At 71.0% G+C, this 24,419-nt stretch carries 17 protein-coding genes; 5 read left to right on the plus strand and 12 right to left on the minus strand.

What is annotated here, in order from left to right; all coding sequences use genetic code 11:
• From DY245_RS01190 to DY245_RS01205, 4 genes are all read right to left on the minus strand, one after another.
• Positions 1-525: MFS transporter (locus DY245_RS01190; protein ID WP_147318319.1), on the minus strand; the 525-nt coding region annotated here is incomplete at its 3' end.
• A gap of 453 nt (positions 526-978) precedes the next feature.
• A complete protein-coding gene (locus DY245_RS01195; RefSeq protein ID WP_128502481.1) occupies positions 979-2,274 on the minus strand; it encodes a PP2C family protein-serine/threonine phosphatase in 1,296 nt (431 codons plus the stop codon).
• A gap of 204 nt (positions 2,275-2,478) precedes the next feature.
• Positions 2,479-3,312, minus strand: a complete 834-nt coding sequence (locus DY245_RS01200) for an undecaprenyl-diphosphate phosphatase (RefSeq protein ID WP_128502483.1) — start codon at positions 3,310-3,312, stop codon at positions 2,479-2,481.
• Positions 3,313-3,543: 231 nt separating this feature from the next.
• Positions 3,544-4,680, minus strand: a complete 1,137-nt coding sequence (locus DY245_RS01205) for a sodium-dependent transporter (RefSeq protein WP_128502485.1) — start codon at positions 4,678-4,680, stop codon at positions 3,544-3,546.
• A 391-nt stretch (positions 4,681-5,071) separates the two neighbouring features.
• Between DY245_RS01205 and DY245_RS01210 the strand changes: the two genes are divergently transcribed.
• Both DY245_RS01210 and DY245_RS01215 read left to right on the plus strand, forming a co-directional pair.
• Positions 5,072-6,703: a PucR family transcriptional regulator gene (locus DY245_RS01210; protein ID WP_181923462.1), complete on the plus strand. Its 1,632-nt coding sequence runs from the start codon at positions 5,072-5,074 to the stop codon at positions 6,701-6,703.
• A 150-nt stretch (positions 6,704-6,853) separates the two neighbouring features.
• Complete coding sequence (locus DY245_RS01215; RefSeq protein ID WP_425329332.1) at positions 6,854-9,331, plus strand: SpoIIE family protein phosphatase; 2,478 nt, start codon at positions 6,854-6,856, stop codon at positions 9,329-9,331.
• A 130-nt stretch (positions 9,332-9,461) separates the two neighbouring features.
• Here the strand turns inward: DY245_RS01215 and DY245_RS45645 are convergent, their stop codons facing one another.
• Complete coding sequence (locus DY245_RS45645; protein ID WP_244942754.1) at positions 9,462-11,027, minus strand: NAD(P)-binding protein; 1,566 nt, start codon at positions 11,025-11,027, stop codon at positions 9,462-9,464.
• A gap of 749 nt (positions 11,028-11,776) precedes the next feature.
• Between DY245_RS45645 and DY245_RS01230 the strand changes: the two genes are divergently transcribed.
• From DY245_RS01230 to DY245_RS01240, 3 genes are all read left to right on the plus strand, one after another.
• Positions 11,777-13,240, plus strand: coding sequence for an amino acid permease (locus DY245_RS01230; protein ID WP_128502486.1), 1,464 nt, complete (start codon positions 11,777-11,779; stop codon positions 13,238-13,240).
• A gap of 121 nt (positions 13,241-13,361) precedes the next feature.
• Positions 13,362-14,318: a hypothetical protein gene (locus DY245_RS01235; RefSeq protein ID WP_128502487.1), complete on the plus strand. Its 957-nt coding sequence runs from the start codon at positions 13,362-13,364 to the stop codon at positions 14,316-14,318.
• Positions 14,319-14,422: 104 nt separating this feature from the next.
• Positions 14,423-14,851 (plus strand): DUF6924 domain-containing protein, encoded by a 429-nt coding sequence (locus tag DY245_RS01240; RefSeq protein ID WP_128502488.1) that lies wholly within the window; start codon positions 14,423-14,425, stop codon positions 14,849-14,851.
• Positions 14,852-15,090: 239 nt separating this feature from the next.
• On the opposite strand, the gene DY245_RS01245 is transcribed toward DY245_RS01240, so the two are convergent.
• The 7 genes from DY245_RS01245 to DY245_RS01275 form a co-directional block, all read right to left on the minus strand.
• The gene (locus DY245_RS01245; protein ID WP_128502490.1) at positions 15,091-15,999 is read right to left on the minus strand and encodes an aminoglycoside phosphotransferase family protein; all 909 of its coding nucleotides are present in this window, start codon (positions 15,997-15,999) and stop codon (positions 15,091-15,093) included.
• Between the two features lie 289 nt (positions 16,000-16,288).
• Positions 16,289-17,023, minus strand: a complete 735-nt coding sequence (locus tag DY245_RS01250) for an HAD family hydrolase (RefSeq protein WP_128502491.1) — start codon at positions 17,021-17,023, stop codon at positions 16,289-16,291.
• A gap of 288 nt (positions 17,024-17,311) precedes the next feature.
• The gene (locus DY245_RS01255) at positions 17,312-18,154 is read right to left on the minus strand and encodes a carbohydrate ABC transporter permease (protein ID WP_128502612.1); all 843 of its coding nucleotides are present in this window, start codon (positions 18,152-18,154) and stop codon (positions 17,312-17,314) included.
• A gap of 35 nt (positions 18,155-18,189) precedes the next feature.
• Positions 18,190-19,593, minus strand: coding sequence for an ABC transporter permease (locus tag DY245_RS01260; protein ID WP_128502493.1), 1,404 nt, complete (start codon positions 19,591-19,593; stop codon positions 18,190-18,192).
• Between the two features lie 19 nt (positions 19,594-19,612).
• Complete coding sequence (locus tag DY245_RS01265; RefSeq protein ID WP_128502494.1) at positions 19,613-20,947, minus strand: ABC transporter substrate-binding protein; 1,335 nt, start codon at positions 20,945-20,947, stop codon at positions 19,613-19,615.
• An 80-nt stretch (positions 20,948-21,027) separates the two neighbouring features.
• Positions 21,028-22,800: a glycoside hydrolase family 13 protein gene (locus DY245_RS01270; protein WP_128502496.1), complete on the minus strand. Its 1,773-nt coding sequence runs from the start codon at positions 22,798-22,800 to the stop codon at positions 21,028-21,030.
• A gap of 234 nt (positions 22,801-23,034) precedes the next feature.
• A complete protein-coding gene (locus DY245_RS01275) occupies positions 23,035-24,306 on the minus strand; it encodes an ABC transporter substrate-binding protein (RefSeq protein ID WP_128502498.1) in 1,272 nt (423 codons plus the stop codon).
• Between the last annotated feature and the right edge of the window lie 113 nt (positions 24,307-24,419).

Here is a 24,419-nt window from a genome sequence, read left to right on the forward strand (position 1 = left end):
GGCGGGGCGCGGCGGATCGGGCGGCAGGGTGCGGGCCGCCCACAGGGCCGCCAGCGCCGAAGCGCCGGCCGCCGCCCAGACAGCGCCCCGCCAGCCGACACCGGCCGCGAGCAGCGACAGCGGCAACCCCGCGGCGAAGGCCCCGAATTGCACCCCCGACTGCTTGAGGCCGGTGACTCCGGCGCGCCGCTCCGCGGGAACGGCAGCCAGGATGACCTTGTTGGTCGCCGGGTTGGCGAGCGCCTGCGGCAGCCCGCCGAGCGCCACCGCGGCCAGCAGCAGCACCGTCCCCGGGGCGAGACCTATCAACGTCAGCGCCGCGGCGGTGAGCAGCAACAGCGCCACCAGGCAGCGCCGCGGCCCCACCCGGTCCACCAGCCGCCCCGCCATCGGCGACAGCAGCGCCGCCGCCCCGAAGCCCGCGGTGGTGGTCAGCCCCAGCACCGTGCCGGAGATCGTCCCTTCGCCGACGAGCCGCGGCCCGAACGCCCCGATCACGAACAGCTGCAGCATCGAGAACGCCATCGCCGACGTCAGCAACGCCGTCAGCGCCCACCCGCCCGCGCCGGACGCCCGCGCGCCGCCGTCCGCCGGCTCACCGCCGACCCCCACATCCCCGCCACTGCTCGCCCGCACAACACCCTCCCGGCAACTCCGGCCAACTTCCAGAACCCGGTCCAGTCAGTCGGCCGGCACCGGCAATTGGTTCCCACGCGTCGGGCACCTGGGCCCGGCCGGTGCCGGAAGGAGAGGTACGGAGGACGGCCGCTCCGCCGCGCCAGGGGGTGCGTGGGCGGAGCGGCCGTACGGCCCGGGGCCACAGGAAAGCCGGGGCCGGGCCCGGGAATCGGGGAAAATCCCGCGGCTTACCCCTATGTACGGACCGCGCCCCGGGACCGTTCAACCGACTCCTGAATCCGTCCCGCCGACTCCCGGTTCCGTCCCGCCGGGATGTCCCACGCCCGGGACGCCCCTCCCTCACACCACAACAGGCTTGGCCGGCCCCGCCCCCGGCCCCGGATGGTGCCGCATCCGTGCCGCCAGGACGGCGACATCATCCTCGGCGTGATAGCCGTCGAGGCGTTCCAGGACCTCGTCGAGCACCCCCTCCACCCCGGCCCCGGCGGGAAGCCGCATCCCGCCCAGCCGGGACAGGGAGACATCGATGTCTTCCCCACGCCGCTCGACGAGGCCGTCCGTGAACATCAGCAACGTCTCCTCGGGGGTGAGGGAGCGCGTGACGAGTTCATATCCGCCCACCCCCGTGCCCAAGGGCGGGCCGACCGGCACCTGCACCAGTTCGGCGGTGCCGTCCTTGCCGACGACCGCCGGCGGGAGATGTCCCGCGCTGGCGAACGCGGCGATACCGCGCGCCGGATCCACCCGGGCCAGCAGACAGGTCGCCGGCCGGCGGGTCTCGTCCTCGGCCACGGCGGCGTCGAGTTGCCGCAGTACGCGATGGGGCGGCAGATCCGTCGAGGCCACGTACCGGAGGTTGGAACGGTACGCATTCATATCGACCGCCGCGTCGAGCCCATGGCCCATGACATCGCCCATGACCAGCAGCGTGCGGCCGTAGTGGAGCCGGACCGTCTCGAACCAGTCCCCTCCGACCAACGCGCTGCCGCCGGACGGCAGATAGCGGGTGGCGAGCTCCAGGTTGGGGTGCGGCCGGCCCGGCTCGGCCAGCAGCGCCCGCTGTAGGTCCATCGCCGTGCGCTGCACCGCGGCATGCCGGCGGGCATGAACGAGATGGGGCGCGGCCAGACGTGCCGCGTGGTGCACCGTGGCGGTCTCGTCCTCGGTGAATCTGCCGCCGGCGCGGAGGGCGAGCAGCACGCCGTAGCGGCGGCCCTGCGCGAGCAGCGGCACCGACACGGCCTCGGCGGAGAGCCCGCCCGGCAGGACCGTCGCCGAGGTGATCGGATGCCCCTCGTCCAGTGCCCGTACCGCGGGTGACCCTCCGTCCCGCCGGCCCGTCCCCTCCTCCTCCGGGAACCGCGCCTCCAGCACCCTCACCAGGCCCGCCGTCGCCACCCGCCGGAACTCCGGCCGGGATCGGGGCCGCGCCCCCGCAGCGTCTTCGACCAGCAGATCCACCGCGGCGGCGTCACACACGTGCTGACACGCGAACCGGGACAACTCGGCGCAGGTGGTCCGCTCGTCCAGGGTCGTACCGATCCGCTCGGCGGCTTCCTCCACCACACGCAGACGGGCCAGTACGCGCGCATGCTCGGCATCCCGATCCGCATCCGCGCCATCCCGTTCCGACAAGGCCACCTCCTGGGCGCCGCGCCCCGCACCGAGCGGGTCCGCTCCTCAGGCACCCATATCACCAACAAGGCCACACCACGGCCCGGCACGGCGGCAGCTCCGCACCCCGCCGGACAGCGCTGGTCGCCGGAGACCCACACAGCCAGGGCCCCGGCGGGCCGACGGCTGACCGTCGGCGCCCCGCCGGGGCCCCTTCTGTGGTCGTCAGCTGAGGACGCCCATGCCCAACAGGCCGAACAGGAGGGCGCCGACGAGGATGCGGTAGATGACGAAGGAGTTGAAGGAGTGCTTGGCGACGAACTTCAGCAGCCAGGAGATCGAGGCGTAGGCGACCGCGAAGGAGACGACGGTGCCGATGACGAGCGGTACGGCGGAGGCGCCGGAGCCGATCGCGTCCTTCAGCTCGTAGATACCCGCGCCGGTGAGCGCCGGGATGCCGAGGAAGAAGGACAGACGGGTGGCCGCGACGCGCTCCAGGTCGAGGATGAGGGCGGTGGACATGGTCGCGCCGGAGCGGGAGAAGCCGGGGAAGAGGAGGGCGAGGATCTGCGAGCAGCCGACCCACATGGCGTCCTTGAGCGAGGTGTCGTCCTCACCACGCTTGTGGCGGCCCATCTGGTCCGCCGCCCACATCACACCGCTGCCGACGATCAGTGAGCCGGCCACCACCCACAGGGAGGCGAGCGGGCCTTCGATCAAGGGCTTGGCGGCCAGGCCGACGACGACGATCGGGATGGTGGCGTAGATCACCCACCAGGCGAACTTGTAGTCGTGGTGGTAGCGCTCCTCGCGGTTGCCCAGTCCGCGGAACCACGCTCCCATGATCCGCATGATGTCCTTGAAGAAGTAGACGAGCGCCGCGGCGATCGCTCCGACCTGGATGACGGCGGAGAAGCCGACCACGGACTTTTCGTCGACGGGGATCCCCATCAGGCCTTCAGCGATCTTGAGGTGACCGGTGGAGGAGACGGGAAGGAACTCCGTCACCCCCTCGACGGCTCCGAGGATGACGGCTTGGCCGATGCTGATCGCGCTCATGGGATCCATTTCTCGGGATGGTGCGGACGGTGGGCGCGGGTGCGCCGCGGTGCGGTGGGCGTTCGGTCCAGCGGCCGGGCCTGCGACAGCGGCGAGCCGGCCGTCGACGCCGTCGGTGATGATCCCAGATGGACCGGGGGCGGTGGGAATTCCCTCCCGTAAGGGCCGGGATCCGTAAGGGCCGGCATGCACCCCGCGCGCCCGGGCGTCTACAGCGCCAGATGGTCTACATCACTGTAGACGATCGAGGGGAGGAACGGTTCCACGGCCGAGGTACGGGCCGACCGCCGCCCCCTCGCCGTCCGCGGGCCGCCGCCCGGCCAGGGCGTTGTCCGCGAGCCCGGCCAGCAGTTTCTGCAGCACGCTGTACGCCAGGATCGGCAGCAGGACATGCGGGTGACCCGGGAATCTCGTGGTCGCGAGGACCGCGCTCGCGCTGCTGTTGTTCATGCCCGAGGTGAAGGTGAGGGCGATGGTGTCCGCGTGCGCGGCCCCCAACATGCGCGCCAGGCACCAGCCGAGAACGAAGGATGCCGCGCACATGGCGGCTGCCGCCACGGTGGCGAGGGCCAGCAGCGCCGGCCTGGGGCGGGCGATCAGATCGGTGAAGGCGCCGCAGGCGTTGAGGTAGGTGAGGGCGAGGGCGGCGGCCAGCGCCAGCAGCTTCAGCCAGGGAAGGGCCCGGACGATCAGGCCTTCCGGCAGGGCGCCGCGTACGGCCAGGCCCATGAGGCACGGCGCCACCACTCCGGCCGCGGCGAGCGCCCCGCCCGCGAGATGCGCCATGCGGGCGAGCGCCAGTGAGTAGGTGCCGCTGGTCACCGCGGCGGCACCGGCCAGGGTGAGCGGAATGGTGAGCGGGCTGAGCAGGGTGGAGGACATCACCAGCCCCACGACCAGGGTCTGATTGCCGCCGGCCCGGCTGCCCCAGACGGTGGCTCCGCCGGCCACCGGCATCGCCGCGATCAGCGCGAGCCCGGTGAGCAGGCCGCTCCCGCCGTCGGCATCCGGGAGGAGAAGGAAGGTCCCGGCCAGGAGGAGCAGGATCAGCAGCGGAACGGCGGTGTTGGCCGCGGTTCCGGCCATCAGTAACGCGGGGCGGCGCAGCAGCACCGTCAGATCCCGGACGCGCACCTGAAGTGCCGCGACGAACAGTACGTAGGCCAGCAGCAGGGTCTGCACCGTCAGGACCGCCTGGCCGCCGCCCGGCAGCCACAGCGCGGCGCAGGGCATCCGCCGTGCCCACTGGCCGGCTTGCGGCAGCAGCGCCGCGGCGCCGTAGGCGACCGGCATCACCCAGGTCAGATGCCGTTGCGCCAGGACCAGTAAGCACTGTCCCCTGCCCTGGTGGCATGAAGCGGTGGTCACCGACGCGTCGCCCTCCGTGTGGTCCCACGCGCGAACGGGCCGCGCCCTGGCAGCGGCCGGCGGCGCGGATACGGCACGCGGTCACCCACCCAGGTGTCCACAGCGCAACCAACCGACTACAGCACTGTAGACGAAATATGCCGACATGATCGCCCGCTCCGGCAAGGGGGCTTCACCGCTTGGGCACCGACCCCGCACCGCGGCACCCCACAGCCCGGGGCGATCAAGGTTGCCCCGGCCGTTAGCATCAGTACTGTTGGCGTGGCTCATACGCGCGCGGCCGCTCAGCCGTGGGCCGATCGGACGCTCGGCATGACGTGCTCGGAAGTGCCTGCGAGAGGGCCGGCACCCCTATGAGCCAGGCCACCCGACCCCAGCAGAGGCGCCGATCATGGATCCAGCCGCCGCGGCAGCACCCCCCAGCACCGGCATCAGCCTGCGCCAGTTGCTGATGTCGCTGGGCGAGCCCCTGGTGGAGCTCCAGGCGGCGCCCGGCGGGCTGGACGTGGAGATCCGCAGCGTCGCACTGCTGGACCCCGAGGATCCGCCGATGGCCCACCCCGGTGCGCTGGTGCTCGCCATAGGCGCCCGCGGTCGCGCCGCGTTCCCCGCGCTACGGGCCGGCGGGCGCGACGGGGCCGCCGCCGTCGCGGTCAAACTGGACACTCCGGCGCAGGCCGCGGCGCTCAGCGAGACCGCCGTCGAGGCGGGCGTCGCCCTGCTCTCCGTACGGAGCGAAGCGCGCTGGGAGCAGGTGGACGCGCTGGCCCGGGCGGCCCTGGAGAGCGCGCCGCCGGGCCGCCCCGGCGAGGGGGTCGAGGAGGGTGATCTCTTCTCGCTCGCCCAGACCACCGCCATTCTCACCGGCGGCATCGTCAGCATCGAGGACACCGCCAACCGGGTGCTGGCCTACTCCCGCTCCGCCGACCATGACGAGGTCGACGATCTGCGGCGGCTGTCGATCCTGGGCTGGCAGGGCCCGGAGCCGTATCTGGCGAGGCTGCGCGAATGGGGCGTGTTCCAGCGGCTGCGCACCTCCGACGACGTGATCAACATCGACAGCCACCCCGAGCTGGGCATCCGCCGCCGGCTCGCGGTGGCCATCCGGTCCGGGGACCGGCAGCTGGGCACCGTCTGGGTGCAGGAGGGATCGTCGCCGCTGACCGAGCGCTCGGACCAGGCGCTGCTCGGCGCCGCCCGGGTCGCCGCGCTCCACTTGGTACGCCGTCGCCGGGAGCTCTCCGCGGATCTGACGCTGACCCGCACGCTGGCGGCCGGCCTCCTGGAGGGCAGCACCGGACCTCAGCCGCTGGCGAGCCACCTGGCGCTGGACGCGGCCCGCCCGGCCGCCGTCCTGGGCTTCTCGTACGGGGCCGCCGACGCCACTCCCCCGGAGCTGACCCGCGCCGAGGTCAGCAATCTGATCTCGGTGAACACCGCGGCCCGGCACCGCAGCGCCCTGGTCACCCAGGTCGATTCGCGTATCTACGTGCTGCTGCCACAGCTGCCGCGCAGCATCGACATCGGCACGCTGCGCGCCTGGGGGCAGGAGATCACCGACGCCGCGCGGCGCCACCTGGGGCTGTCGCTGCGCGGTTCCATCGGCTGCATCGTGCCGGGGCTCGGCGAGGTCCCGGAGTCGCGCCGGGAGGCGGACCGGATCCTCGACGCCATGATGAGCGTCGGCGTCGCCACCACGGTCGCCGCGCTGCCGGACATCCAGGCGGAGGTGCTCGTGAGCGAGGTGCTGGCGCTGCTGTCCGCGCACCCGGACATGCGCGACCCCCGGCTGACCGCCCTGGTCAGGCACGACAGCCGCAGCCAGGGGCAGTTGGCCGAGTCCGTCCTCGCCTATCTGAATGCCTTCGGCGACGTACGGGCTGCCGCCACCGAGCTGCACGTACACCCCAATACGCTGCGCTACCGGATCCGCCGGGCCGAGGAGTTGACCGGTCTCGATCTGAGCCGTCCCGATCAGCGGCTGCTGGCCATGCTCCAGCTGCGACTGCCGCCCGCCACCTGAGCCGCGGCGGCTGCGCCGGCCACTCGCGCCCGCTCGCGGCCCGTCTGTGAAGCCGAAGCTCCTGCTTTTTTGCCCGCCCCACGCACCCCGCCCTTTGTTCGTAATTCTCCTAAACTGAGTGATACGCACCATTGAGGTGACGGGCTGGCGATGATGACCTCGGAGAACGACCTGCCGGAGGGGTCGGGCCACGCCTGCGACATTGCGAAGGCCGCCACGGCCGAACTGGACGCACGGGGGCGGGTCATCGCATGGACCCGGGCGGCGGAGCGGCTGCTCGGCTATCCGGCCGAGGAGATCCTGAACCGTCCCGCGGCGGACCTGCTGGCGCTGCCCGGTGACAGGGCGCGGGTGGCCGCCGTCGCCCAGTGGTGCCGGGCGGGCGACGGCTGGGGCGGATCGGTGGCGGCGCGCCACCGGGACGGCCGGGAGCTGCAGCTGGCCGTGCAGGTCACGCCGGTTCTCGACGGAGCCGGCCAGGAGCGCTGGTCGGTGCTCGCCCTTGAGGAGTGGCGGCTGCCCGGCGGCGGTGTGAACCAGCTGATGCTCGAACCGTTTCTGGCGCATGCGCCGGTCGGCATGGCCGTGCTGGACAACGATCTGCGGTACGTCTGGGTGAACGACGTACTGGAGCGCCTGATCCCCCTGGAGCGACGGCTGGGCAGGCAGGTCAGGGACGTACTGCCGCAGCTGGAGGCGGAGGCGTTCGAGGAGCGGATGCAGCGGGTCCTGCGGACCGGATCGCCGGTGATGGACTACGAATTCCGCAGCCCCACCTACGCGGACCCCAGCCAGGAGCGCGCCTACTCGGCCTCCTTCTTCGGCCTGACGGACCCCCAGGGCGGGCGCATCGGCCTCTGGTACATGGTCATCGACGTCACCGAGCGCTGGCGGGCCCAGGAGCGCCTGGCCCTGCTGAACGACGCCAGCGCCCGTATCGGCAGCACGCTGGATGTCACCCGGACCGCACAGGAACTGGCCGATGTCGCGGTGCCGGCGCTCGCCGACTTCGTCGCCGTCGATCTGCTGGACTCCGTCCTCAGAGGCGGGGAGCCGGTTCCCGGACCGGTCGACAGCACACCCACCATGCGTCGCAGCGGGCAGCAGTCGGTCCATGAAGGCTGCCCGGAAGCGGGCCTGGCCGTGGGCGAAGCCGTACAGCGCTCCCCCTCGTCGCCCATCGCCCGCTGTCTGCTCACGGGCGAATCCCTGGTGGAACCGGCCCTGGACTTCGCCACCAGCGCCTGGGTCACCCAGGACCCGGTACGGGCCGCGGTCATCCGCGAGTTCGGGTTCCGCTCGGTGATGGTGGCGCCGGTGCAGGCCCGTGGCGTCACCCTCGGCGCGGCGACGTTCTTCCGGACCCGCCGCCTCGGGCCGTTCGTGGCGGACGATGTACGGCTCGCGGAGGAGCTGGTCGCCCGTGCCGCGGTGTGTGTCGACAACGCGCGCCGCTTCACCCGCGAGCGCACCGCGGCCCGGATGATGCAGCAGAACCTGCTGCCGCACGAGCTGACCGGCGGATCCGCCCTGGAAGTGGCCTCGTGGTACTTCCCGGCGGACGCCCCGAGCGGAGTGGGCGGCGACTGGTTCGATGTGATCCCGCTGTCCGGGGCGCGGGTCGCCCTGGTCGTCGGGGATGTGGTCGGACACGGCATCAACGCCGCGGCCACCATGGGGCGGCTGCGCACGGCCGTACGCACCCTGGCCAACCTCGATCTGCCGCCCGATGAACTGCTGGCCCGCTTGGACGACCTGGTCATCGGCCTGGTCAAGACGTACGGCACCGACCCGGCCGCGGACACCGAGAACGCGAGCGTGGCCGCCACGTTCATGGGAGCGACCTGTCTGTACGCGGTGTACGACCCGGTCAGCAGACGGTGCAGCATGGCGCGCGCCAGTCACCTGCCGCCCGCCATCGTCGGCCCCGACGGCTCCGTCGACTTCCCCGACCTGCCTGCCGGGCCCCCGCTCGGCCTCGGGGCCCTGCCCTTCGAATCCGTCGAGCTGGAGCTGGCCGAGGGCAGCCTGATCGCGCTCTACACCAACGGACTCATCGCGACCCGCGACCGGGACATCGGCATCGGCCTGTCCCGGCTGAGCCGCGCCCTCGCGGTGCCCGAACCGGCGCTGAAGGACATCGGCGGAAATGTCGTCAAGGCGCTGCTGTCCGGACCGCCGTCCGACGACGCCGCCCTGCTTCTCGCCCGGACCCGCGCCCTGAGCACCCACCAGGTCGCCTCCTGGGACCTGCGCTCCGACCCGGCCGTCGTGGGCAGCGCCCGTACCCTCGCCGGCCGGCAGCTGTCGGAGTGGGACATGGACGGTCTGCTGTTCACCACCGAGCTGATCGTCAGCGAACTGGTCACCAACGCCATCCGCCACGGCACCGGACCGATCACCCTGCGTCTGATCCGGCAGGACGCCCTGATCTGCGAGGTCTCCGACGCCAGCAGCACCTCACCCCGCCTGCGCCACGCCCGGACCACCGACGAGGGCGGCCGCGGACTGTTCATCGTCGCGCAGCTCACCCGGCGGTGGGGCACCCGCTACACATCGACCGGCAAGATCATCTGGACCGAGCAGAGCATGCCGTCCGAGGGGGGTACCGAGGGCCTGGCGGCGTGAGGCCGTGGGCGGGAGGGGTGGGGCGGGCCGGAGGCTTTGTCCCGTGCGGCGTCGTGGCCTCGCTCCCGTACGCCGTCACGGCCTGTCTCCACTCCGTACGGCTCTGTACGGCTCCGTACGGCGTCGCGGGCTAAGTCCGTACGGCGTCCCCGGCGGCCGCACCGCACCCCCCGCACCCCCGGGGCTCGCCCGGCCCACCGGCAACATGGCCACAGTCGTCCCCGGCCGGGACGGGCCACCCCACCAGGCCGCGACCGGGCAGGTCGACATAGTCGCGGTCGGCATCGGCCACGACGCGACGCGGCAACGCGCCCGCGCCGGCCGGGCCGGCGGTCAGGTGAGCGGTCAGATGGGCGGTCACAAACGCCGCGCTCGTCCTGGTGATGTCGCGCGTCAGCCCGAGCGGCAGCAGCGACCGGGTTTCGGCGATCGCCTCGTCCTCGCCGGCCCGCAGCACCACCCGGATGTCCGGCGCGACCCCATGGGCGGCGACCGCGACGGCAATATTGTCCAGCTCGTGGGAGCCGACCGCGGCGAGCGCGCGGGCGCGCCCCAGCCCCAGCCGCGCGAGCACCGCCCGGTCCTCACCGTGCGCCAGCACCACAGGTATCCCCATCGACCGCGCGAGCCGGAGATTAGGTGCGGCCGGTTCCCGCTCGACCCCGACGACCGGGACCCCCAGCTGCCGCAGCGTCTGGCACAGCCGCAGTCCGACCTGGCCCAGCCCGACCACGATCACGTGACCGGAGCGGGGCAGCACCCGCGGCCCCAGGACACCCACCAGGCGCGGGCCGATCAGCCGGTCGACGATGCCCGCGGTCAGCAGTGCGGTGAAGCCCACCGTCACCAGCATCGCCACCCCGGACACCACCTCGTACCCGGGGTGGCCGTCGTGCGGCACGGCCGGCCCGACCCCGGCGACGACCCGGGCGGCTTCCAGGAACGCGGTGCTGACCGGCTTGTGGAAGACGCTGACCAACCACAGCCAGTCCAGGGCCAGTACGGTCACGATGCCCAGCAGCCCGATGAGCAGCAGACGGGCGTCCGCGTCATGGGGCTGCAACTGTCCGCGCAGCCGCCCGAGCACCGCCCGCCGGCGCGCCGCCGGGCTAGCCCGCCACACCGTCTCCACCAGCCGTTCCCCTTGGGACAGCCCCTCCCCTTGGGACAACCGCTCCTCTTGGGACAACCGCTCCTCTTGGGGCAACCGTTCCTCTGGCGACAGCCGTTCCTCGTGGGGTTCCGCCTCCCGGCGGACCGCCACCGCGCCCCGCCCGTCACTCCACACAGCCAGCGCATCAGGGTCCACACACAGGCCGGCCAGCGTCGGCGCCAGCAGATCGGCGGGTGAGACCGTCACACAACGCCGCAGCAGCGACTGGAGCTGCTGCGCCACGGTGCGGTCGAACACCGTGACGACGATCCGGACCGTTTCGCAGACATGCCGTACCGCGAGCGCATAGCGCAGCGCGGACAGGTCGTCGCCCACCAGGACGGCGACGCCGGCCGGCCGCACGGCGAGCGCCCGCCGAAGCTCCTGATCGTCCGGTGCGGCGAGATGGTCGACCGGATGCCCGCTCTCGCCCAGCGAGGCGCAGACCCGGCGTGCCAGCGTCGTACCGCCGATCACCACGATCCCTTCGGAATCAGTCGCCGGCCCGGCCTCCGCGGATGCGTCCTCCCCTTCACCCGGCATTCCGTCCCCCGTCCCCCTCCCGTCGCACACCGCTGGTGGCATAGGGGGTCGGTGCGGATCTGTGAGCCGGGACGGTACATTCGGCCCGGTCGGTACGTTCGATCCGGTCGGTATGTTGGGCCCGGTCGGTACGTTCGGTACGGAGGGCAGGGTGGCCATGGAGTCCCCTTGCTCGTCGGCCGGCGGAATGGCCGAACTCACGCTAGAGCGCGGGCCGTCCGGGACATCTGTCCGGGACGCCAAGGGTTCCCGGGTCACGTTGTCCGCCCGTACCAGCAACCGCTCCGGAGCGGAGCGGAACGGGTGCGGTCAGCAGGATTCCCACCCCCTCACGGCCCGGTCATTGCCCGATCGTCCACCCGGTTTTCCGCACCCGGTCACCCGCCCTCCCCGGGCGCGAGCCCATTTTCCGGGGATGTGCATTGGCCGCTCGTACAGCTATTGAGGGCGAATTTGTCGGACCTCACAAATACGCCGCCTCGTACCTCCACATACGCTTACGCAAATCCAATCCGGGCGTGATGCGACTCACCTCCCACAAGGAGGGCGAGCAAGAGCGCGGAGGCGCAATAGGCGCTCCCCCACCCGCGCAGGCATCCGAAGGCTGCGTCCCCTGTGTCGCCACTTCGAAATTCGTCAGGGCCATGATCGCCAACCTGTCAGTACCCGGCCCTGTCGTGCGTCCACCACCGAGGCGATCCCAGCAGTCACCCCGTGCATGACCCCTCTAAACCGCAACGGATGTCGAGATGACTACACCTCCCCCCAGCCCCGTGGCCGCTCCTCCCGCTCCCCCCGGGAGCGGTCAGGCTCCGCGGCAGTCAGGGCTGCAGTCCGGCCTCAAGAACCGCCATCTGTCCATGATCGCCGTCGGTGGGGTCATCGGCGCCGGTCTGTTCGTGGGCTCCGCCTCCGGCATCACCGCGGCCGGCCCCGGCATCCTGCTGTCGTACGCCCTGGTCGGCGCGCTGGTCGTCTTCGTGATGCGGATGCTCGGCGAGATGGCGGCCGCCAACCCGACCTCCGGCTCGTTCTCCGCCTACGCGGACCGGGCGCTCGGCCGCTGGGCCGGCTTCTCCATCGGCTGGCTGTACTGGTTCTTCTGGGTCGTCGTGCTCGCGGTGGAGGCGACAGCAGGCGCCGCGATCCTCACCAGCTGGGTCCCGGCCGTCCCGCAGTGGGCCTGGGCACTGATCGTGATGATCGTCCTCACCGCCACCAACCTCGCCTCGGTCGCCTCGTTCGGTGAGTTCGAGTTCTGGTTCGCGGGCATCAAGGTCGTCGCCATCGCGGCCTTCATCGTCCTCGGCGGCCTGGCGATCTTCGGTGTGCTGCCCGGCTCCGACAACGCGGCAACCGGTTTCAGCAACCTCACCGCACATGGCGGCTTCCTGCCGCACGGGCCCAGCGCGATCCTCACCGGCGTCCTGATGGTCGTCTTCTCCTTCATGGGCAGTGAGATCGTCACCCTCGCCGCCGGTGAGTCCGAGGACCCGGAGCGCGCGGTCACCAAGGCCACCAAGAGCGTCATCTGGCGAGTCGGCATCTTCTACCTCGGCTCGATCCTCGTGGTCGTCTCCCTGCTGCCGTGGAACGACCCCTCGATCGCCAAGAAGGGCTCGTACGTCGCGGCCCTCGACTCCATCGGTATCCCGCACGCCGGCCAGATCATGAACGTCATCGTGCTGACCGCGGTGCTCTCCTGCCTCAACTCCGGTCTCTACACCGCCTCCCGTATGGCCTTCTCCCTCGGCCAGCGCGGCGACGCCCCGAAGGCCTTCGCCCGGACGAACACGCGAGGCGTCCCGCAGGCCGCGATCCTGGCCTCCGTCCTCTTCGGCTTCATCGCGGTCGGCTTCAACTACGTGTGGCCGGACACCGTCTTCCAGTTCCTGCTGAACTCCTCGGGCGCGGTCGCGCTCTTCGTCTGGCTGGTCATCTGCTTCTCCCAGCTGCGGATGCGCGGCATCATCCTGCGCGAGAACCCGGACAAGCTGGTCGTCCGGATGTGGCTGTTCCCCTACCTGACCTGGGCGACGATCGCGATGATCTCGTTCGTGCTGGTCTACATGCTCACCGACGACAGCGACGGCGGCGGCCGGATCCAGGTCCTGCTGTCGGTGCTCCTCGCCGTGATCGTGGTCGCGGTCTCCCTCGTCCGCGACCGCCTCGCCGGCAACGCCGACAAGAAGGCAGCCGTCAGCTCCCACTGACGGAGCGCGCGAGCGTACATTCCCTACGTGCGGGCGGCGGTGTCCCAAAGACACCGCCGCCCGCACGACGCTGCACGGCCCCGTCCCACCCCGAACTTCACCCCGGAAGGCCTCCGAAGCCATGCCCGCCTTCAGACGCCGCAAAGGCAGCCTTCCCCGCCTGCTCCCCGAGCTCGACGACATCGCCCTGGGCCAGGCCCGGCAGCGCCTGGAGAACTGCTGGTCCCGCGGCCAGCTCGACACCTCGGTCCTCGCCCTGGTGGCGAACGTGATCGACGACGCCGGCCACGACTGGGACCGCAGGGCCCATCGCGTGGGAGTCCTCGCCGCGGCCGCGGGGCGGGCGATGCCCGGCATCTGGCGCCGGAACAGCCCGCAGGACCCCGGCGCACTCCTCCTCCACGCCTGGTCGGAACTGATCCAGGCCGGGCAAGGCTCTCCCATCGACCTGGCAGGCACCCGCGAGACCTGCCAACTCGCCGCCGGCCTGCTCCCCGCCGACCCCACCCCGTGGACCCTGTACCTCGCCACGCTCCGCATGGAGCGACGCCCCTCCCGGGATCTGTCGCCCATCTGGCGCGAGATCAAGGCGCGCGACCCGTGGAACCGCGAAGCTCACCTCCAGGCTCTGGGCTATCTGTCGCCGGACGAGTGCGGCTCCACCTCCCTGATACTCGACCTGCTCGACGGCATGCGCTCCGATATGCCGCTCGATGCCCCCGCCGCCGGGCTGGAGCTCACCGCCCACCTCCACAACCACCAGCGGGCCGTGGCCACCGGCGGCCTGACCGCCCTCAGCGCGGGCGAAATCTGGCGCCGCCCCGACGCCGCCAAGGCACTCGACCAGGCAGCCCACTACTGGCCGAGCCCAGGTTTCCTCCGCCATGCGGCAGCACTGGCCGATCTCAACGTACTGGCCTACGCACTGCTCAAATCCACGCGGATGGCCGAGGCCGCGACCGTACTCCGCGCCACCAAGGGTTTGGCAACGCCCTGGCCGTGGAGCCTGGACGGCGATCCGCTGGAGAGGTTCTCGCACTTCTTCGGCCGCTATGCGGGTGACGCGCCCGCGAGGTAACCGCGCCCGGGGCGTCGCCGTGTGGCCGGCCCTCCCCAACTCCCCTTCGTAGAAGGGCAGTAGAGTATCCGGCCGACCACACCCCACAAGGACGGCGGCGCGCCATGCCCCAGCTCATGCTCCCCACCACCGACGCCCCACCCGTCATACGCACCGACTTCCGCAACCAGCAGGCATGGGAAGCCGCCGGCGCGGCAATCACCGCCCCCGGAGAAGAGGGCTACACCGCCGATGTCGAGTTCATCGACAACCCCGCCTTCGCCAACCTGACGGCAGCTCAGTTGCTGGAACTTCTCACCGAGGAGGCGGCCGGCAAACAGCGCTGCCTGTTCGTCGTGGACGAGACCACCCTGGCCTCCCCGGAATGGCCGGTCCTGGCGATCGGCCTGCGAGACGACCACGGACGGACGTTCCGCGTCACCGCCGCCGCCCTCTACTCGGTGGAGGCCAACCTGTCCATCGGGAACATGTACTTCTTCGAGTTCGCCGACGCCACCGACGCCGACGGCGTATTCCGGGACTTCAGCGACTGACGTACCGATGCACGGCCCGACTTCCCTAACTCCCTAACTTCCTTACGCAGCAAGGTCGTTAGGCAGGGTCAATCCAGGGATGGCCAGGCGAGCAGCGCTTCGGCCGGAGCCCGGCTGCCCTCGATCCGGAGGCGGTGGAGCGGTATACGCCCGAAGAGGGCCAGGAGGAGCCTTCGGTCGCGTACCGGCCCACACGGGCGGGGCGGGCGCGGCCACGCGGGTCGGGCCGGGCTCCAGGTTCAGGTGGTGGTACCCCGGCAATCGGCAAGGGCTTCGCATATCGTGCGTCGGCCGACGTCGGCGAGGACGGGGTTGGTGACGCGGTAGTAATGCAGTGCGGTGAGCCCGAAGCACAGCGCCCAGCCGCGCCCCCGGGCCCATGTCGCATCGTCGGCGCCGGCCGCCGCGCGGAACAGATCGCGGGTCTCGGCGGACAGCACCGCCCAGGCGGCCATCATGTCGCAGGCAGGGTCGCCGACGCCCAGCCCTCCGAAGTCGATGACAGCGCTGAGCCGGCCGTCCCGGGCCAGCAGGTTTCCCGGCAGGAGGTCGCTGTGGACCCAGACGGGCGCGCCGTGCCACGCCGGAACCCGCAACGCCGCTTCCCACGCCGCCGTCGCGGCTGCTCCGTCCAGCGTGCCGTCCGCGTCCAAGTCCCGGATCGCGACGCGGACATCGTCATCGCGGGTACGCAGCGGCCCGCCACGAAAGGACGGCGGTCCGGCCGTCGCGTCGACCTGCCGCAGGGCCACGACGAAGCGGCCCAGCTCAACGGCCGCCGCGCGCAGATCGGTGAGGGGCTCGTCGAAGACGTTCTCGCCGTCGAGCCAGCGGTAGACCGACCACGGCAAGTCGTACCCCTCGCCGGGAACGCCCTTGCCGAGCGGCATCGGTACGGCGAGCGGGAGCAACGGTGCGAGCCGCGGCAGCCACCGCTGCTCCTTGTCGACCCCGCGGGCGGCGCCAGGGGTGAGCGGCAGGCGCACGGCCATGTCGTCGCCCAGCCGGTACATCGCGTTGTCGGTGCCGGCGGAACGGACCTTGGTGACGGGGAGATCCGCCCACTGCGGGAACTGCGCGGCGACCAGCCGGCCGACCAGCGACGCGTCGATATCGACCTCGTCGGCATGCATCTTCGCGCTGGTCATCGACCCTCTCCCCCCATCCGGAGCGACTTCGGCCCCGGAGCGTGTTCGACACCGACGTCCTCGGCACCGGAACGTGTTCGGCAGTACAACGGGCTCCCCATCACACCCTCCGGGGCGAAGTCCGTCCACTTGTTTACGACGAGGCCGGGCGCCACCCCTCCGTACGCGTCGGCCGCCCGGCGAGCGCCGGAGCCGACCGCCTTGGTCCTGCCCCGCTGTCCCCCTGCATCTGCACGCCGCCATGCGGGCGGACTTGGGCATCGCCTGCGACTGAGCGGGCCCGGACGCCTCACGGTCCGGCGAGCCCCGTCAGGCGCAGGACGGCATCGAGCCCTCGGATGTGTCCAGGCGCGGCGCCGGCCGGCAGGACATAGGAGCGCAGGCCGGCGCCGACGGCTCCGCCGTCCTTGGCCGGATTGTCGCCCACCATCAGCGTCTCGGCGGGGTCGACGCCCAGTTCGCGGCAGGCATGCTGGAACAGCAACGGGTCCGGCTTCTCGGTGTGGTGCTCGAAGGAGTGCACCCAGGAGGAGAAATGGCGGTCCAGTCCGTGGTGGGCGAAGGTGGCGCGCAGATCCCAGCCCACATCGCTGACCACCCCCAGCGCTATACCGCTGCACGTCAGTTGATCCAGCGTGGACCCGGTGTCCGCGTACGGCACCCACTGCTCAGGAGCCTGCAGCTGGCCGTAGAGCACATCGGCCACCGGTGCCAGCTCCGGGACCGACGCATACCAGGTGGTGAAGGCGTGCCGATGAGCCTTGGCGGACACATCCCGAGCGCGCTGGGCCTCGATCACTTCCGGGTCCGACAGTCCGGCTTCGAGCCCGTCCAGCAGCCCGTCCATGGCACCGTCGTCCACCGGCCGTCCCAACGCCGCCCGAATTCTGCCCGCATACGTTGCGATCTGGAACAAGGTGCCGGAGAAGTCGAAGAGCACGGCCCGCACGGCAGGCGGCGATTCCTGCGAGGCGGCCGTGGCGCGGATGGGGCCTTCAGGACCGCAGACGGGGATGCCGTTCATGGGGTTTCCTTCTTTGCGTTTCCGGCGGCGAGGGGCGACTCGCCTTGCCGCGGCTGGAGGCGATACCGGACGGACCTGAGTATCTACCGCAGCCTTTGCCCGGAGGAGGGAAACGGAGGCAAACGGGGCGCGCTGTTGAAGGACAACCGTGATGCCGAACCTTTCGAGGAGCTGCACGAGTGCAGGCCGGGCACATCGGTGACGAACCGGCCCGGTCCGGCTGCCGGGCCGGGCAGAGTGCGAGGTGCATCGGTCCCTTCGCACTCCGCCCCGGCGGCAGACCGCGGCCTACTTGACCGAGCCGGCCATGATGCCCTGCACGAAATGCCGTTGGAACGCGAAGAACACGACCAGCGGAACGATCAGGGACAGGAACGCGCCGGGCGCCAGTACCCCGATGTTGCTGCCGAACTGCCTCATCTGCGACTGGAGGGCCACCGTCAGCGGCTGTGACTCGTTGTCGGCGAAGAGGAGGGCGACCAGCATGTCGTTCCAGACCCACAGGAACTGGAAGATGGCGAGGCTGGCGATGGCGGGGCGGCCCAGTGGCAGGACGAGTTGGGAGAAGATCCGCCACTCCCCGCCGCCGTCCATCCGCGCGGCCTCCAGCATTTCCTTGGGGATCTCCGCGAAGTAGTTGCGGAGGAGGAAGATGGCGAAGGGCAGACCGTAGGCGGTGTGGAAGAGCACCACACCGGGGATGGAGCCGAACAGGCCGAGCGCGCCGAACAGTTTGGCCACCGGCAGCAGTCCGATCTGGACCGGCACCACGAGCATGGCGACCACCAGCAGGAAGATCCAGTCCCGGCCGGGGAACTCCAGCCAGGCGAAGGCGTATCCGGCCAGGGCGGCGATCACCACGACGGCGACGGTGGTGGGCACCGAGATCAGTACGGTGTTCCAGAACGCCTGGGTGATGCCCGAGTCCTTCAGCAGCGCCGTGTAGTTGTCGAGGGACAGCTGACCGGGCGCGGTGAGGGCGGTCCACCAGCCACTGCTCGCATTCGCCTCCTCCGTACGGAGGGAGGAGAGGAAGAGGCCGGCGGCGGGGGTGAGCCACACCAGGCCGATGACGAGCAGGAACACCTGGATCACGCCGCGGCTGAGCCATTTCGCCGGCCGTGCCGTCATCCTCCTGCGGGGCCCGGTGGTTGCACGGACGGTGGTCATGACTGGCTCCTGCGGAAACGTCGGATGTTGAGGGCCATGGCCGGGACCACCAGGAGGAGCAGCAGTACGCCGAGGGCGCTGCCGAGTCCCTGGTTGTTGCCGCCGCCGAAGGAGACCAGCCACATCTGCAGGGCCAGGACATTGGCGTCCTGCTGTACCGGTCCGGGGGCGATGATGTAGACGAGGTCGAAGACCTTCATCACGTTGATCACCATCGTCACGAACACGACGCCCAGGACGGGGCTGAGCAGCGGAACGGTGATCCTGCGGAAGACCTGCCATTCGTTCGCGCCGTCCATCCGGGCGGCCTCCATGACATCCCGCGGCATCGAGGAGAGTCCGGCGCCGATCAGGACGAGCGCGAAGCCGGTCCAGATCCACATATAGGCGCCGATGATGGCGGGGGTGATGAGGGCCGGGCCGAGCCAGGAGATGCCCTGGTAGGGGGCGGCGAAGTCGTTCGCGGGGAGCTGGACGGCGTAGGACCCGGGGGCCAGACCGGTCAGGCGGTAGGAGCCGTCCGGTCCGGTGGTGGCCTTGGCCGCCACCTTGCCGTGGGAGTCGACCGCCTCGACGGAGAGCTTCGGCAGTCCGCGCTCACCGCGGTCGACCGTGCCGGGCTTGCCGCCACCGCCGGGGGTGAAGTCGAGGTAGACCACTCCGCGCAGTTCGCCGTCGGCGGCCGGGGCCTTGGCGGCGGATGCGGCGGGTCGTGCCGCCGGGGGCATTTCCTTGGGCGGGACGCCGACCAGGCCGAGGTTGACGGTGTTTCCGGGGCTGGTGCGGTGGGTGGTGCGGTAGGAGCCGTCGTGGCCCTTGGTCAGCTGCTTGTCGCCGAGGCGCGCCTTGGCGGTCGGGAAGGAGGTGTTTTCCCCCTGGAAGTTGTCGTGGACGCTCACCGCCACCGCGTTGAGCACACCGCGCTGCGGGTCCTGCTCGTAGGCGAGGCGGAAGATGATGCCGGCGGCGAGGAAGGAGATCGCCATCGGCATGAACATCAGCAGTTTGAACGCCGTCTTCCAGCGGATCTTCTCGGTCAGTACGGCCAGGACCAGGCCGAGTCCGGTCAGCAGCGCGGGGGCGAAGACGACCCAGATCGCGCTGTTGCGGATGGCCCGGAGTGTGGCCGGGTCCTGGAACATCTCGGTGTAGTTGTCGGCGCCGACGAAGGTGTCGCCCGAGGCGTCGTACATGCTGCGGATGACCGAGAACACGATGGGGTACGCGACGAGGGCGCCCAGCAGCAACAGTGCCGGCAGCAGGAAGACCGCGGCGATGCGCCGGCGGCGCCGGACGGCGCGCCGCACGGGGGCGGCGGGCCTGCCGGGTTTGCCACGCGGGGGGAGGGGCGGGGCGCCGCGCGTCGTGGCGGGCGCCTCCGCAGGAGTGGTGACAGGCATGGATCGAGCCCCTTGGTCCTTAGTTTCCGTACGCCTTGGCGGCGGCGGCCTCAAGCTTGTGGGCCGTTGCCGCGGCGTCGGAGGGGTCGCGCAGGAAGTCCTGCAGCAGCTTCCATTCGCCGGCTCCCTGGGTGCCGCCGAAGGCCGCCGGGGCCTGGTCGGACATGTCGAAACGCACGGAGTTCCCGGCGTCGGTCAGCGACTGGGCGGCCTTACGGGTCACCTCGTCGTGGTACGAGCCCGCCGGCACCTTCTTGTTGGGCGAGATGTAGCCGCCGGCCTTGGCCCAGATGGCCGACGCCTCGGGGGTGGCCAGGTACTTCACCAGGTCCATGGCCGCCTTCTTGTTCTTCCCGGCCTTGAGGACCACGGCGGCGTCACCACCGCTGACCACCGGCGCCTTGCCGCCGTCGACCGCGGGGAACGGGAAGAACTTCGCGTCCTTGCCGACCTCCTTGTGCAGCTCGTCGGTGACCAGGGCGCTGACGAAGTCACCCTCGTAGACCATGGCCGCCGCCGGCTCCGGGCCGAAGACCTGCTGGACGGACTCGGGGAAGTCGGTGCGCAGCGCGCCCGAACCGCCGCCGGCCACCAGGTTCTTGTCGCCGAACAGCTTGCCGAGCGTGGTCAGCGCCTTGACCACGGTGGGGTGCGTCCACGGGATCTTGTGGGCGGCGAGCTTGTCGTAGTTCTCCTGTCCGGCCTGGGAGAGGTAGATGTTCTCGAACCAGTCGGTCAGCGGCCAGCCGGCCTCGCCCGCGACGGAGAAGGCGGGCACGCCCGAGTCGGAGAGCGCGCGGCCCGACTTCAGCATCTCCTGGTAGGACTTCGCGGGCTTGACGCCGGCCTGCGCGAAGGCCTCGGGGCTGTACCAGACCGTCGACTTGTGGGAGGCCTTGAAGTACAGGCCGTAGTAGGTCTTGTCGACCGTGCCGTAGTCCTTCCACACCTGCGCGAAGTTCTTCTTGGCCTCGGCGCCGATCTCCGCCGACAGGGGCGCCAGCCAGCCCTTCTTGGCGAACTGCTGGAGCACGCCGACCTGCGGGACCATCACCACATCGGGCGCGTTGCCGCCTTCGATCTGGCTGCCCACGACGGTGGAGACATTGTCGCCGGTGGAGGCGAAGGTGACCTTCGCGCCGGTCTTCTCGGAGAAGGCGTCCAGGACCTTCTTGAAGTTCTGCTGTTCCACGCCGGTCCAGACGCCGGCCACGGTGATCGTCTGGCCGTTGAGCTCCTGCTTACCGCCCCCGGCGGAAACTCCGCCGCCGCATGCGGTGGCGGTGAGCGCGAGGCCGAGCACGGCCGCGCCGGATATGGCGGTTCGGGTGTGGCGTACCGCGGTGTGTCTCATGGGGGGATTCCCTTCGGTCGGACCCGCGAGGTCGGGCTGTCGAGGTGGAGCGGTGGAGGTGGAGCGGTCGAGGGGTGGGGCTATCGGGGGTCGGCGGCGTGCATCCACCAGGCGGCGGTGGATCCCGGGAGCGTTCCCTCGGGGCAGTCGCCGCTCGCCAGCAGGGGGGTGCCGGGTACCGGGGCCGGCACCGGGTCGGTGCCGAAGTTGACGGCGCAGACCAGACCGTCGCCGCGGACGAACGCCAGCACCTGCGGCGGCGACTCCAGCCAGCGCAGAGTGCCTTCGCCGAGCTGCGGAAGGCTGCGGCGCAGTTGCAGCCCGTCGCGGTACAGGTGCCAGAACGAGCGGGTGTCGGCCAGCGCCCGGTCCGTGGCGTGTTCGGCGAACCACTCGGGCTGCGGCAGCCAGGGCTGCGCCGCGTCGGTACCGGTGGTGAAGCCGAACGGGGAGGCGTGCCCGGACCAGGGCAGCGGCACCCGGCAGCCGTCGCGGATGTGCTGCCGGCTGCCCGTACGGTGGAAGATCGGGTCGGTGAGGACCTCGTCCGGCAGGTCGACGACCTCGGGCAGGCCCAGTTCCTCGCCCTGGTAGACATACGCCGCGCCGGGGAGCGCCAGCATGAGCAGGGCGGCGGCGCGGGCGCGCGCCGGGCCCAGTCCTCCCCCGGACTCCGGCCGGGAGGTGCCCCCGGCGCTGTCGCCGGGTTCGGTCGCGTACCGGGTGACGGTCCTGACCTGGTCGTGGTTGTTGAGCACCCAGGTGACCGTGGAGCCGGTGCCCGCGATGTCGGTCAGCGCCTCGGAGATGACCTTGCGGAAGATGCCGATGTCCCAGCGCGCGGTCAGCAGGTGGAAGAAGAACGCCTGGTGCAGCTCGTCGGGCCGGACGTAGGCGGCCTGCTCGCTCGGGGTCCGTACGGAGACTTCGCCGACCAGCAGCCGGTCGTGGCCGTCCCGGGCCGTGTACTCCTCGCACAGCGCCCGCCAGTCGCGCCACACCTGGTGCACCTCGGGCTGGTTCCAGGCCAGCGGGTTGACCGAGTCGCGGGTCCGCTCGTCGGCCGACGGGTCGGGGGAATCGGGGAGCTCGGGGTGCTTGAAGAGCCCCGCGGCCACATCGATACGGAAGCCGTCCACACCGCGGTCCAGCCAGAACCGCAGCACCTTTTCGAAGTCGGCGCCCACGGCGGGGTTGCGCCAGTTCAGGTCGGGCTGCTCGGGCGTGAACATGTGGAGGTACCACTGCCCGTCCGTGCCATCCGCCTCCTTGATACGGGACCAGGCCGGGCCGCCGAACATGGCCCGCCAGTTGTTGGGCGGCAGTTCCCCGCCCGGCCCGCGCCCGTCGGCGAAGTGGAAGAGCGACCGAGACGGCCCGCCCGGCTCTTCCTCCAGGGCGGCGCGGAACCACGGGTGCTCGCTGGAGCAGTGGTTGGGGACGATGTCCAGAAGCACCTTCAGGCCGAGCCGGTGGGCGTCGGCGACCAGGAGGTCGAATTCGGCGAGGTCGCCGTATACGGGGTCCACATCGCGGTAGTTCGCGACGTCGTAGCCGTGGTCGTGCTGCGGGGAGGGGTAGAAGGGGCTGAGCCAGATGCCGTCCACCCCGAGCTTCTTGAGGTACGGCAGTCCGGTGCGGACGCCGGCGAGATCGCCGATGCCGTCGCCGGTGCTGTCGAGGAAGCTGCGGACGTAGACCTGGTAGATCACCGCGTCGCGCCACCAGCGCTGTGCCGTGGCGTGGGACGCGCTCTCGGCGGCCGGCGAGAGCGCGGCGGAAGCCGGGCCGGGGAGGGAGGGGGAAGGCGCGGAGCCGGCCGAGTGGCCGTTCCCTGCCGTGGCTATGAGCATCTGCCGTGATCCCGTTCTTACATGGGCATGCCGTGCGGCCTGCGGGGTCGCTGTTATGCATGCATGTTAAGTAGGGATGTCATTTGGGTGTCAACGAAATGGTCGAAAGTAGCGGCAAGATGCCCCAGTTTGTGGGTAATTTTGATAGCCGCCTGTACTTAACAAGTAAGTAGAAGAGGGGGTGGTGAGGGTGCGGCAGGGACCGCTGACGGTTACGTCCGGTCGGCCGGTCGCTCAGCCGCGGCCGACGATGGCCCGCAGCTCCCGCGTCAGCCGCGCGACGGTCGCATCCGTGCTCCGCCGATGGACGAGCGCGTCATGCATGACCGCCTGCACCGCCAGGCTCACCTGGTCGTACTGCGGGCTCTTGAGCCGCGGCCTGGCCGCCAGTACGCTCCGCTTCAGCGTCGGAAGGTAGGGGAAACGCCGCACCAGCTTCGGATCCGTGTACAGATCCGCCCACACCGGCGGCAGCGCCCCCTCGGTGAGCACCCGGCGCTGGACCGACTCCGTCGTCAGATACGAGATCAGCTCGGCGGCCGTCTTCGGGTGCTGCGAATGCGCGTTGACCGCGAGGTTCGAGCCGCCCAGTGCGCTGGAGCCCGGCCCGTCGGGACCCGGCAGGGGTACCGCGCCGAATTTGCCCGCCACCTTCGAGGACTCCGCGTTGGCCAGCGCGTACGCATACGGCCAGTTGCGCAGGAACAGCAGCCGGCCGCCCTGGAAGGCCTTGCGGGACTCCTCCTCCTTGTACGTCAGCGCACGCTGCGGGATCCATCCCTCGCGCACCCCGTCGAGGAGGAAGGACAGGCCCCGGCGGGCCGCGGGCGAGTCCACCGTGACGCGGGTGCCCTCGCCGGCGAGCACCGTGCCGCCCGCCGACTGCACGGCCTCCACGACGTTGGCGGTCAGCCCCTCGTACGGCAGGAACTGGCCCGCGTAACCGTCCAGCCCGTATTTGGGCGCGACCGTCTTGGCCAGCCGCGCCAACTCGGCCCAGGTGCGCGGCGGCCGCACACCCTCCCGGTCGAGCACGTCCTTGCGGTAGTAGAGCAGTCCGGCATTCGTGACATAAGGGACGGCGTACAGCCGGCCCCGGAACGTGGCGGTGTCCACCACGGGCGGCAGGAAGTGATCCAGCGGGAACTGCCGGCCGTCCACGGGGGTGATCCACCCAGCGGCCGCGAACTCCGAGGTCCATGCCACATCGATGTTCAGCACATCGAAACGGTCACTGTGGGAGCGCAGCTCGGTCACCATCTGGGCCCGCACCTCGTCGGCCGCGTCGGGCAGCTCGACCAGTGTCACCTTCTCCCGCGGGTGCCGGTCGTTCCAGCCGTCGAGGACTCCGCGCAGATAGCCGGTGAGGTCCCCGCCCGTCACCAAAGTGATCGGGCCCCGACCGTCCGAACCGGCGGCCGGCTCCCCGGCCTGCGCGCCCGCACTGCCCGCGAACAGCAGCGAGCAGACGAGCAGAGCCCTTCCCGCGGCACGCTTCCACCGCATGGGCTCCTCCTCCTACAGGCGTCGACGGGACACTGGACCGACAGCCCGCCCCATGTATACCTGTTAGATATGCGGGATACTAGATGCCGCAGGAAGATGCGTTGGCGACCCGG

Origin of the sequence: Streptomyces inhibens (assembly GCF_003389455.1) — a bacterium.
GTDB lineage: Bacteria > Actinomycetota > Actinomycetes > Streptomycetales > Streptomycetaceae > Streptomyces > Streptomyces inhibens.